We start from the raw sequence: 11,401 nt of genomic DNA, 5'->3' as shown, positions 1-11,401 counted from the left end.
GCACCATGAAGAAGTTCCGGCACATCACAGCCATCGCAGCACTCGGTGTCACAGCATCCCTCGCCCTCGCCGGTTGCGCGACGGGCAACGACGCCGCAGGAGGTGGCGACAGCGCCGGTGGCGGCGACGAGAGCAAGGGCACCATCACGCTCGGGTTCATCCCCTCGTGGTCGGACGGTCTGAGCATGGCGTACCTCGTCCAGGACCAGCTCGAGAAGCTCGGCTACACCGTCGAGCTCGAGACGCTCACCGAGGCGGGCCCGCTGTACACCGGCCTCGCGCAGGGTGACGTCGACATGTTCCCGTCGGCTTGGCCCGAGGTCACGCACGCCGAGTACATGAAGACCTACGGCGACGACCTCGAGGACCTCGGCGCCTACTATGAGAACGCCAAGCTCACGATCGCGGTCCCCAGCTACATGGACATCGACTCGATCGAAGACCTCAAGGGCGCCGGCGACCGCTTCGACGGCAAGATCATCGGCATCGAGCCCGGTGCCGGGCTCACCGGTGTCACGCAGGACTCGATGATGCCGGCGTACGGCCTCGACGGCGAGTACACGCTCGAGACCTCGTCGACCTCGGCGATGCTCACCGTTCTCGGCGAGAAGATCGACAACGAGGAGGACGTCGTCGTCACGCTGTGGCGTCCGTTCTGGGCCAACAGCACGTACGACGTGAAGGACCTCGAAGACCCGAAGGGTGCGATGGGCGAGGCGGAGACGCTGAACTTCATGGCTCACAAGGGCTTCGCCGAGGAGTTCCCCGAGGCCGCTGAGCTCGTCGAGCAGATCAAGCTGAACGACGACCAGTACGGTGCGCTCGAGGACCTCGTTGTCAACGAGTTCGGCGAGGGCCAGGAGGCCGAGGCCGTCGACAAGTGGCTCGAGGACAACGGCGACCAGTTCGACTGGGTCGTGGAGTAAGTCTCACCCCACTCGCGCCGAGGCCCCTCTGCGCGTCCCGGCCCCTCTGATCCCCGTGATTCAGAGTGGGCCCGGATGCTGCGAGGGGCCTCGATGCATGTCGGCGTCGCGCGTAGCCTGGCCCTATGGACGGGTTCGCCGCGGTCGACTTCGGCTTCGCGCGCGAGGTGCTCCAACGGGGCATCGCGGCGCTGTACGTCGTCGCGTTCGTCTCGTCGCTGAATCAGTTCCGTCCGCTGCTGGGCGAGCGGGGGCTGCTCCCAGCGCCGGAGCTGCTCGACTGGGCCGGCTCGTCGAAGGCGCGAAAGCGGATGCTGCGCCCCACCCTCTTCACGCGGATCCGCTACACCGACCGGCGGCTCGCCGCGCTGTGCTGGGCCGGCATCGTCGTCGCGGCCTCGCTGGTCGTCGGCATCCCGCAGTTCGCGCCTCCCTGGGTGCCGATGATCTGCTTCCTGCTGCTGTGGTTCGGGTACATGTCGATTTCGAGCATCGGCCAGACGTTCTATGGTTTCGGCTGGGAAATGCTGCTGCTCGAGGCCGGATTCCTCGCGGCGTTCCTCGGATCCCGCAACGAACCTCCGCCGACCGTCGTGATCGTGCTGTTCTGGTGGCTGGTGTTCCGGCTGGAATTCGGCGCCGGCATGATCAAGATCCGCGGCGGCCGCGAATGGCGCGACCTCACCGCATTGACCTATCACCATGAGACTCAGCCGATGCCGGGTCCGCTCAGCCGCCAGGCGCACCTGCTGCCGCGCTGGTTCCACAAGGGCGAGGTGCTCGGCAATCACTTCGCGCAGCTGATCGTGCCGTTCTTCATGTTCGCCCCGATCCTCGGGCTGTTCGTGCCCGGCCCTGTACCCGCGATCGTCGGCGCGGTCGCCGGGGCGATCGTGATCCTCACCCAGGCATGGCTGGTCATCACCGGCAACTTCGCCTGGCTGAACTGGGCGACGATCGTCATCGCGTTCTCCGCCATCGGCCTGCCGTCCGCGCGGACGACGGCGCCCGGCATCCCCCTTTACTGGCTCATCATCACCTCGCTCGTCGGCATCCTGTACCTCGCGCTCAGCTGGCCGGCGCTGCGCAACCTGTTCGCACGTCGCCAACTGATGAATGCGAGCTTCAACCGCTGGCAGCTCGCCAACGCCTATGGTGCGTTCGGCACGGTGACGAAGGAGCGGATCGAGATCGTCGTCGAGGGAACTCTCGCAGTCGATCCGGATGCCGGGGACTGGCGCGAGTACGACTTCAAGGGGAAGCCGGGGGACGTGCGCCGCGTGCCCAGGCAGTTCGCGCCGTACCATCTGCGGCTGGACTGGCTGATGTGGTTCCTGCCGCTCGGTCGCTCTCTGGAGGACTGGTTCACGGTGTTCCTCGTGCGCCTGCTCGAGGCGGATGCTCCGACCCTCGCACTGCTGCGCCGCGACCCGTTCGGCGGTGAACGCCCCGTGTGGGTGCAGGCCGTGTCGTACCGGTATCGCTTCACGACACGGGAGGAGAAGCGCGCGACCGGAGCCGTGTGGGTGCGAGACCGGCGGCGCATCGTGATGGGCCCGGTCGGTCTTCGCTGACGGGAACGACTTGCCGGCCTACGGAACGATCGAGTCGACGTACCCGCCGTCGACGCGGACAGCGGCGCCCGTGGTCGCGGATGCCAGCGGTGAGGCGAGGTACGCGACCATGTTCGCGATCTCCTCTGGTTCGATCAGGCGCTGGATCAGCGACTGCGGACGGTGCAGGCGCATGAACTCGCGCTGCGCCTCGTCCCAGGGGAGCGATGCGTCGACGAGCTCGTAGACGAACGTCTCCACACCGCCGGTGTGCGTGGGGCCGGCGATCACCGAGTTGACGGTGACGCCGGTGCCCGCGGCATCCTTCGCGAAACCGCGCGAGACGGCCAGCAGAGCCGTCTTCGACATGCCGTAGTGGATCATCTCTGCGGGGATGACGATCGCCGAGTCGCTGGCGATGTTCAGCACGCGGCCCCAACCGCGCGTCTTCATGCCGGGCAGCGTGGCGCGGATCAGCCGCACGGCGGAGAGGACGTTGACCTCGAAGTAGCGGCGCCACTCGTCGTCGCCGATCTCCAGGGGAGGTGTGGCGCCGAAGATGCCGAGGTTGTTGACGAGCACGTCGACGTCGCCGATCGCGGTGATGACGGCATCCGTTCCGGCCTCATCGGTGACGTCCCCAGGGGCGGCGACGAGGTCGCGGTCCTGTGCCTCCTCGCGCAGGGACGCGATGGTGGATGCCACGCTCTCGGCGCTTCGTCCGTTGATGGCGACGCGGGCGCCGGCGTCCGCCAGCGTCGCGGCGATGGCGCGACCGATGCCCTGCGTGGATCCCGTGACGAGAGCTGTTCTGCCTGTCAGGTCGATCTTCACGTCAGCTCTGCTCCTCAGGATGGCGGATCGGGTTGCGCTGGATCGGGCTGCGCTGGATCGGGCTGCCGGTTGCCTGGCTGTTGCGAACGGGCAGAGGGTCCGGCGCGTGCTCGGCAACGGGCTCGGCAGAGGCCGCGGCGGCCGTCGAGGGCCCCGTGATCTCCCGCGCGACCTGTTTCTCGAGCACCTCGACCGCCTGCTCGCTCAACACGATGAGTCCGTCGAGCTCTTCGCGCACGCGCTTGTATGCGATGTTGCGCTCGGCCTGTGTCGCCGACTCGTCGACGGCGACCTTCAGGAGCTTCTCGGCCCGGTCGAGCTTCTTGCGCTCGGCCTCGGAGAACGTGGAGTTCCGCAGCCGGCGGGCATCCTTCTCGGCGATCTCGAACGCGACGGCTGCGTTGCCGACGGCATCCAGATACTCGCTGACCTGCTGCTCGCTGACCTTGGCGCCCGGCGACGAGGGTCGCAGGTTGTCCGCAGTCTTCTTCGCGCGCAGGAACGCGGCGGTCAGCGGCTGCCGGCCGTCGCTCATGGCGGGGAAGGCGATGAGCTTCGCGACGTCGAGTTCGTAGTCGAGCCACCGCGCGGTGATCTCGTCATGCTCGGCGAACAGGCGCTCCAGCAGCTCCTTCGACGAGAGCTGAGAGTCGGATGCCACATCCTTCGCCCTGGCGCGCGCAGGCAGTGCCTGCCCGCGGGCGGCGAGCTGGGCGGCTTTGATCTCGCCCTTGACCCGCAGCGTCTCGAGCCGACGCTCGTGCCGGCGCTTCGCGCCGCGCTCCCACGCCTTGGCAGCACCGCCGGCCATCCCCATGATCGGGAAGATGAGCCACCAGAAGTTGCCCGCCCACTGCCAGAACTCTTGCATGATGCGTTCAGCCTAATGCGGGCCCGCTCTTCGCGGGTGGCGTCAGTTCGGATGCCGTGCCAGGATGACGACGGATCGGCTCGCGACGAGCCCGAACGGGAGGAGCAGACATGCAACTGGCCATGATCGGACTCGGCAGGATGGGCGCGAACATCGTCCGACGATTGATGCGCGACGGTCACGACTGCGTCGTCTACGACGTGAATCAGGATGCTGTCGCCGCACTCGTCGCGGAGGGCGCCACCGGCGCCGACAGCATGGCCGACCTGGCCGCGAAGCTGCAGCCCACCCGCGTGGTGTGGATGATGGTGCCGGCATCCCTGACCGGAAAGGTCGCCGAAGAGGCTGCCGCGGTGCTCGAACCGGGCGACATCCTCATCGACGGCGGCAACTCGAACTACCGCGACGACGTGCGCCGGGCGAAGGCGCTGCGCGAGAAGGGCATCGAATACGTCGACATCGGCACCAGTGGTGGCGTGTTCGGCCTCGAGCGCGGGTACTGCCTCATGGTCGGTGGCACCGACCGCGCCTACGCGCACATCGAGCCCATCCTCAAGACGATCGCCCCAGGGGTCGGCGAGATCGAGCGCACCCCTGGCCGCACCGGTGACCTCGCGCCGGAGGAGCAGGGGTACCTGCACTGCGGGCCGTCGGGGTCGGGCCACTTCGTCAAGATGGTCCACAACGGCATCGAGTACGGCATCATGGCCGCGCTCGCCGAGGGCCTGAACCTGCTCAAGAACGCGGATGCCGGCGTCCGAGAAGCCGAACACTCGGCCGAGGTCGCTCCCCTGGAGGAGCCGGAGTTCTACCAGTTCCCGATCGAGACCGACAAGGTCGCCGAGCTCTGGCGCCGCGGATCGGTGATCTCGTCGTGGCTGCTCGACCTGACCGCAGCCGCGCTGGGCGAGAACCCCACGCTCGACGGTCTCGCCGGCCGCGTCTCGGACTCCGGCGAGGGCCGCTGGACGGTCAAGGCCGCGGTCGACGTCGGCGTGCCGGTTCCTGTGCTCGCGGCATCCCTGTTCGAGCGGTTCGCATCGCGCGACGAGGACCAGTTCGCCAACCAGGTCCTTTCGGCGATGCGGCTGCAGTTCGGCGGCCACAAGGAGCTTCCCGCCGGTGACGTGCTCGAGGCGGGTGGGCGCAAGTCCGATTCGAGGGACGCGTAGTCGCTCCCTGAGCCTGGCGTCGATCCGTGGGGCTCAGGGATCGGTGGCTCAGAACCGCTGCGCCCCGAGCACCCCGAGCAGGCGGATCCTCTCCTCGTCGTCGCTGCGCGGCGCAGCGGTGAGCACGAGCAGCGCCTGCCCGCGGTCCTCCGTGAAGAGCACCTGGCAGTCGACCTCGATCGGTCCCACTTCGGGGTGGATCAGCGTCTTGTGGTCGGCGAACCGTTGCGCGACCTCCTGCCGCTCCCACAGCTCGCGGAACTCCTCGCTCTGCCGTGACAGCTCCGCCACCAGCGCTCCGGCCTGCGATCGCTGCCCCATCGCGCCGTACGCGACGCGCAGACCCGCGACCTGCGCACGGCTGTTGCGAGCGTGATCGTCCTCCGGGTAGTGCGTTCTGGCCCGCTCCGGTTGCACGAACCAGCGGTACGGCTCGTACCGCTCGAACCCCGACAGACCGACGTTGTCACCGAGCAGCGCTGCGGCCAGCGCGTTCTGCACCAGCGTCTCGCCCAGGCTCGAGATGATCAGCGCCGGGGTGTCCTCCAGCCGGTCGAACACCCGCTGCAGCGCCGGCGCCACGTGATCGGACGGAGCGATCCGGTCGGGTACCGTGTGCCCGGCGACCCGGTAGAGATAGTCCCGCTCGTCGGATGACAGCCGCAGCGCTCGGGCGAGGGATGCGAGGATCTGGGTGCTCGGCTGTGGCCCTCGCTGCTGCTCGAGACGGGTGTAGTAATCGGTCGACATCAGAGCGAGCTGCGCGACCTCTTCGCGGCGCAGGCCCGGCGCTCGCCGCCGCACGCCCGACGGCAGCCCGACGTCGCCGGGCCGCAGCTGCTCCCGGTGCCGGCGCAGGAACTCGGCGAGGGCTTCACGATCCATGCATCCATCATGCGCGCCTCGCATCGCGGCATCCAGGGATCGCCGGTCCCCCGACAAGCGCTCTCTGCCGCGCCTCCCGAGATCGGCCGATGCTCGGATCATGCGAATCAACGGAAACACCATCTTCATCCCCGGCGCGACCAGCGGAATCGGCTTCGCCCTCGCGCTGCGTCTGCATGAGGCCGGCAACCAGGTGATCGTCGGCGGTCGCCGTACCGAACTGCTCGAGGAGATCGCGGCGCAGCATCCAGAGATCGACACGATCAGGATCGACACGGCGGATGCCGCATCCATCGCCGCTGCCGCGAAGGAGGTCACCGCGCGCCACCCCGACCTCAACGTGCTCGTGCCGATGGCCGGCATCATGCGGGCGGAGGACTGGACCTCACCCGGCTTCCTCGAGACCGCCGAGGCGACGGTCACCACGAACGTGCTCGGCCCGATCCGGCTGATCGCGGCGTTGACCGAGCAGCTGCTCGCTCAGCCCGACGCCACGATCATGACGGTCTCGTCGGGCCTCGCGTTCGCACCGCTGCGGTTCACGCCGACGTACAACGCGACGAAGGCCGCTATCCATCAGCTCAGCGAGACGCTGCGTCTGCAGTTCGCCGACACGAGCGTTCGCATCGTCGAACTCGTGCCGCCGTCGGTGCAGACCGACCTCATGCCGGGCCACGCGGAGGACCCGCATGCGATGCCGCTCGGCGACTACATCGACGAGACGATGGCGATCCTCGAGAATCAGCCCGAGGTGACCGAGGTGCAGGTCGAGCGCGTGAAGTTCCTGCGCTACGGAGAGGCCCGCGGCGACCAGGCGCAGGTCATCGCGGCGCTGAACGGATTGGCGCGGACGGCTTAGGAGTCGGCATCCGTCTCGTCGGAGTCGATCTCCTCCTCGATGCCGGCGTCCTCGGCGTCGTCCTGCACCTGCGCCGGCGGCAGGTCGGCGAGGAACGCGCGGTCGTCGTTCGGGTCGCCGGTTCCCTTGTCGAGGCCGGCGCTGGTGGGATCGTCGGCGCTGGTGGGATCAGTGCGGGGGTCGCTCATGGGATGCTCCAATCGGTCGGTCGCACCAGCGTGCACCTGCCGAGCGGGACGCACCAGAGGGTTGACAACGTGGAGCTCGAAATCGATCGTCAGCGTCCGAGCTTCTCGGCGCACGGCACGCAGAGCTCGGCGAACGGGCGGACGCGGAGTCGTGCGGCCGGGATGCTGCGACCGCAGTTCGCGCAGATGCCGTAGGTGCCGGCATCCATGCGGGCGAGCGCGGCGTCGACCTGCGCGAGCTCGTCGCGCGCGCCGTCGTGCAGCCCGCTGAGGCGCGACCACTCGGCGGACAGCGGCACGCCCTCCGGATCGTGCTCGTCGTCGTCGCTCTGGCTGCTGCGGTCGCGGGTGAGCTGCGCGAGCGTCGCCTCGAGTGCCGCGGCGCGGTCGCTCGCCTGGCGTCGCAGCGCCTCGAGCAGGGTGCGCAGCTCGGGATCCGTCATGGCCCCAGCGTCAGCCGAACAGCAGGCTGAGCACGGTCGAGCCGCCGCCGACGAGGATCAGCGCGCCGATCGTGATCCACGCGATCAAGCGGATGCGGCGATTGCGGCGCTCGCCGAGATCGCCGTAGTCCTCGCTGGGCTCGGTCATCGGCTGCTCCTCACGTGGGAGGTATCGGTTCGCGCTGCTCTTCCCTGGTTCGCGCTGCTCATTCCTGTTTGCGCTGCAGAAACATCGACCGCGTGAACAGATTTCGACAGCGTCACGCGAGGGGCGGGCGCGAGAGCGAACGGCTTCACGAGTCCACCGGCTCCGCGACGGTCGGGCCGAAGGCCGCCGGCAGAGTCGCCTGCGAGGTCTCGCGCAGCTCGGCGGCGCTCACCGTGAAGAGTCCGGTGACCTCGAGGTCGGCCACGGTGTCGGTGACGCCGATGCGCAGCACCGGGTAGTTCCTGCCCTCGCAGAGTCCCTGGAACTTCACGTCGTCCTCGCGCGGCACGGTCACGATGACGCGGCCGGTCGACTCCGAGAAGAGAGCGGATGCGGCATCCACCCCGTCGCGGTCCATGAGCTCGGTCAGCCACACGCGGGCGCCGACGCCGAAGCGCATGACGCCCTCGGCGAGTGCCTGGGCCAGGCCGCCCTCCGACACGTCGTGTGCCGAGGAGATCAGCCACTCGTCGCGCGCGGCGCCGATGAGGCCGGCGAGCGTCTTCTCGCTGGCGAGGTCGACCTTGGGCGGAAGGCCGCCGAGGTGGTCGTGCACGACGTCGGCCCACGCCGAGCCGGACAGCTCGGTGGAGGTGGTGCCGAGGAGGTAGATGTTCTGCCCCTCGTCCTGCCAGCCCGACGGGATGCGGCGCGAGACGTCATCGATGATGCCGAGGACGCCGACCAGCGGAGTCGGGTGGATCGGGGTGTCACCGGTCTGGTTGTAGAACGAGACGTTGCCGCCCGTGACCGGGGTGCCGAGCTCGTAGCATCCATCGGCGAGGCCGTCGACGGTCTGCCCGAACTGCCACATGACCTCGGGGTTCTCCGGCGATCCGAAGTTCAGGCAGTCGGTGATCGCGGTGGGCTCGGCGCCGGTGACGGCGACGTTGCGGTACGCCTCGGCGAGCGCCAGCTGCGCGCCCGCGTACGGGTCGAGCTGGCAGTAGCGGCCGTTGGCGTCGGTCGAGATCGCGAAGCCGAGACCGGACTCCTCGTCGACGCGGATCATGCCGGCGTCGTCGGGGAAGGCGAGGGCCGTGTTGCCGAGCACGTAGTAGTCGTACTGGTTGGTGATCCAGCGGGTGTCGGCCAGGTTCGGCGAGCCGACCAGTCGCAGGAACTGCTCACGCAGCACGTCGCCGTCGTCCGTTCGGGGCAGCAGTTCAGCGGCATCCGCCTGCAGCGCGTCGATCCACGTCGGGTAGGCGACAGGACGGTCGTAGACCGGACCGTCGACCGCGACCGTCGACGGGTCGACGTCGACGATGCGCTCGCCCTGCCAGTCGATGACGAGGCGGCCGTCGCCGGTGACCTCGCCGAGTACGGAGGTCTCGACGTCCCACTTGTTCACGACCTCCATGAACGCCTCGAGCTTCTCCGGCGCGACGATCGCCATCATGCGCTCCTGCGACTCCGACATGAGGATCTCCTCAGCGGTCAGGGTGGGGTCGCGCAACAGGACGTTGTCGAGCGAGACGTGCATACCGGAGTTGCCGTTGGCGGCGAGTTCGCTGGTCGCGCACGAGATGCCGGCGGCGCCGAGGTCCTGGATGGCCTCCACGAGTTCGCCGCGGTAGAGCTCGAGGCAGCACTCGATGAGCACCTTCTCGGCGAACGGGTCGCCGACCTGCACGGCGGGGCGCTTGGTGGGACCGCCGTCGTCGAAGGAGTCCGATGCCAGGATGCTGGCGCCGCCGATTCCGTCGCCGCCGGTACGTGCGCCGAACAGGACGACCTTGTTGCCGACGCCCTCCGCGTTGGCGAGCTTGAGGTCCTCATGACGAAGGACGCCGACCGCGAGGGCGTTCACGAGGGGGTTGGCCTGGTAGACGGAGTCGAAGACCGTCTCGCCGCCGATGTTCGGCAGGCCGAGGCAGTTGCCGTAGAAGCTGATGCCGGCGGTGACGCCGTGTACGACGCGGGCCGTGTCGGGGTGGTCGATCGCGCCGAAGCGGAGAGCATCCATCACGGCCACGGGGCGCGCGCCCATCGAGATGATGTCGCGGACGATGCCGCCGACGCCGGTCGCAGCGCCCTGGAACGGCTCGATGAAGCTCGGGTGGTTGTGGGATTCTGCCTTGAAGGTGACGGCCCAGCCCTCGCCGACGTCGACGACGCCCGCGTTCTGGCCCATGCCGACCATGAGGCGTTCCTTCATCTCGTCGGAGACCTTCTGCCCGAAGCGGCGCAGGTAGTTCTTCGACGACTTGTACGAGCAGTGCTCCGACCACATGACGGAGTACATCGCCAGCTCGCCGCTGGTGGGACGGCGGCCCAGGATCTCGCGGATGCGGGCGTACTCGTCGTCCTTGAGCCCGAGGGCGCCGTACGGCTGCTCCTTCTCGGGCGTCGCCTCGGCGTTCGAGACGGAGTCGGGGACGTGCTGACGAGCGGATGCTTCGGGGGCGGTGGTCACGCGCGCTCCAAGGTTTTGCGGAAGGAGAGGTGGCAGGCGGGGCGGTCCCAGTCTACCGGCGCGGTCGACGCGCCGTTCCGCCGGTCAGGATCGTCGATGCGCCGCGGCGGTGAGTCGTTCAGCGAGCACCTCCGCGGCGTCGCGCAGCTGCTCGGGCCCGAGGATCGTGAAGGAGGCGTCGAACCGAGCGAGCGACGCCAGCACCCCGGTCCACGACCAGGAACCGACCGTGATGCGGCACGAGTTCGCGTCGACCTCCTCGAGCGTCCCGTCGCCGATCCACGGCGCGACGGCGCGGGCGGGGAGGGTGATGAGCACCTCTCCGACGCACGGCCAGCGGTCCTCGGCATCCGAGCCCTTCGCCCGCGCTGCGAGGTAGGTCTCGGCATCCGCCGCCGGTAGCGGGCGCGGCGTGAACGACGGGCCGGTCGGGATGCGCGGCGACATCCTGTCGAGGCGGAACGTGCGCCAGTCATCTGCCTCGAGATCCCATGCGAGCAGGTACCAGCGACTCTCGCGTGCCACGACCGTATGCGGTTCGGTGCGTCGCGGCGGGCGGTCGTGGTCGGTTCCGTAGTCGAACCGCAGCACGCGGCGGGCGTGCACGGCCGCGCTGACGGCCTCGAGCACGGCGGGGTCGAGTGCGGCGCCTGCGTCCTGCGGGCCGGTGAAGCGGATGCCGTCGACCCGATGCCGCAGGCGCGAGGGCATCACCTGTCGCACGGTGGCGAGGGCACGCACCGCGGCCTCGTCGATGTCGACGCCGGTGGCGGATGCCGTCTGCAGAGCGATCGCGATCGCCACAGCCTGATCGTCGTCGAACAGCAGCGGCGGCAGCTCGGAGCCCGCGGCGAGGCGGTAACCGCCGTCCGGTCCCTTGATCGCACCGATCCGATAGCCGAGTTCGCGCAGCCGATCGACATCGCGGCGCACGGTGCGCCGGCTCACGTCGAGGCGTTCGGCCAGGACGCGGCCCGGCCAATCGCGCTGCGTCTGCAGCAGCGAGAGCAGGGCGAGCATGCGCGCGGAGCTTCCGGTCATGG

General features: G+C 69.0%; 12 protein-coding genes. 4 read left to right on the top strand and 8 right to left on the bottom strand.

The window, feature by feature from the left end; all coding sequences use genetic code 11:
• The first annotated feature begins 5 nt into the window (after positions 1 to 5).
• Both KHB019_RS09155 and KHB019_RS09150 read left to right on the top strand, forming a co-directional pair.
• The gene (locus KHB019_RS09155) at positions 6 to 926 is read left to right on the top strand and encodes a glycine betaine ABC transporter substrate-binding protein (RefSeq protein ID WP_230101900.1); all 921 of its coding nucleotides are present in this window, start codon (positions 6 to 8) and stop codon (positions 924 to 926) included.
• 125 nt (positions 927 to 1,051) lie between these two features.
• A complete protein-coding gene (locus KHB019_RS09150) occupies positions 1,052 to 2,500 on the top strand; it encodes a lipase maturation factor family protein (protein WP_230101899.1) in 1,449 nt (482 codons plus the stop codon).
• A gap of 18 nt (positions 2,501 to 2,518) precedes the next feature.
• Here KHB019_RS09150 and KHB019_RS09145 read toward each other — a convergent pair whose 3' ends face one another.
• Both KHB019_RS09145 and KHB019_RS09140 read right to left on the bottom strand, forming a co-directional pair.
• The gene (locus KHB019_RS09145; RefSeq protein ID WP_337458757.1) at positions 2,519 to 3,313 is read right to left on the bottom strand and encodes an SDR family NAD(P)-dependent oxidoreductase; all 795 of its coding nucleotides are present in this window, start codon (positions 3,311 to 3,313) and stop codon (positions 2,519 to 2,521) included.
• Between the two features lies 1 nt (position 3,314).
• Entirely contained in the window at positions 3,315 to 4,184 is an 870-nt protein-coding gene (locus tag KHB019_RS09140) for a hypothetical protein (RefSeq protein WP_337458756.1), read from the bottom strand.
• Between the two features lie 110 nt (positions 4,185 to 4,294).
• On the opposite strand from KHB019_RS09140, the gene gnd reads away from it, so the two are divergent.
• Positions 4,295 to 5,356, top strand: a complete 1,062-nt coding sequence (gene gnd / locus KHB019_RS09135) for a phosphogluconate dehydrogenase (NAD(+)-dependent, decarboxylating) (RefSeq protein ID WP_337458755.1) — start codon at positions 4,295 to 4,297, stop codon at positions 5,354 to 5,356.
• A gap of 48 nt (positions 5,357 to 5,404) precedes the next feature.
• Here the strand turns inward: gnd and KHB019_RS09130 are convergent, their stop codons facing one another.
• On the bottom strand, positions 5,405 to 6,241 hold the full coding sequence (locus tag KHB019_RS09130; RefSeq protein WP_337458754.1) for a helix-turn-helix transcriptional regulator: 837 nt from the start codon (positions 6,239 to 6,241) through the stop codon (positions 5,405 to 5,407).
• Between the two features lie 100 nt (positions 6,242 to 6,341).
• Here KHB019_RS09130 and KHB019_RS09125 point away from each other — a divergent pair, with 100 nt between their 5' ends.
• Positions 6,342 to 7,100, top strand: a complete 759-nt coding sequence (locus KHB019_RS09125) for an SDR family oxidoreductase (RefSeq protein ID WP_337458753.1) — start codon at positions 6,342 to 6,344, stop codon at positions 7,098 to 7,100.
• Here KHB019_RS09125 and KHB019_RS09120 read toward each other — a convergent pair.
• From KHB019_RS09120 to KHB019_RS09100, 5 genes are all read right to left on the bottom strand, one after another.
• Complete coding sequence (locus KHB019_RS09120) at positions 7,097 to 7,288, bottom strand: hypothetical protein (protein WP_337458752.1); 192 nt, start codon at positions 7,286 to 7,288, stop codon at positions 7,097 to 7,099. The two genes, KHB019_RS09125 and KHB019_RS09120, sit on opposite strands and share 4 nt — an antisense overlap.
• Before the next feature lie 89 nt (positions 7,289 to 7,377).
• Complete coding sequence (locus tag KHB019_RS09115) at positions 7,378 to 7,731, bottom strand: TraR/DksA family transcriptional regulator (protein ID WP_230101892.1); 354 nt, start codon at positions 7,729 to 7,731, stop codon at positions 7,378 to 7,380.
• Between the two features lie 10 nt (positions 7,732 to 7,741).
• Positions 7,742 to 7,879, bottom strand: a complete 138-nt coding sequence (locus tag KHB019_RS09110; protein WP_230101891.1) for a hypothetical protein — start codon at positions 7,877 to 7,879, stop codon at positions 7,742 to 7,744.
• A 145-nt stretch (positions 7,880 to 8,024) separates the two neighbouring features.
• A complete protein-coding gene (gene purL, locus KHB019_RS09105) occupies positions 8,025 to 10,358 on the bottom strand; it encodes a phosphoribosylformylglycinamidine synthase subunit PurL (RefSeq protein WP_337458751.1) in 2,334 nt (777 codons plus the stop codon).
• Between the two features lie 84 nt (positions 10,359 to 10,442).
• The gene (locus KHB019_RS09100) at positions 10,443 to 11,399 is read right to left on the bottom strand and encodes a helix-turn-helix transcriptional regulator (protein ID WP_337458750.1); all 957 of its coding nucleotides are present in this window, start codon (positions 11,397 to 11,399) and stop codon (positions 10,443 to 10,445) included.
• Positions 11,400 to 11,401 lie beyond the last annotated feature (2 nt).

The sequence above is a fragment of the Microbacterium sp. KHB019 genome (assembly GCF_037285405.1).
GTDB lineage: Bacteria > Actinomycetota > Actinomycetes > Actinomycetales > Microbacteriaceae > Microbacterium.
The sequence above is the reverse complement of the archived record's forward strand: the minus strand, read 5'-3'. Positions and strand labels throughout refer to the sequence as shown.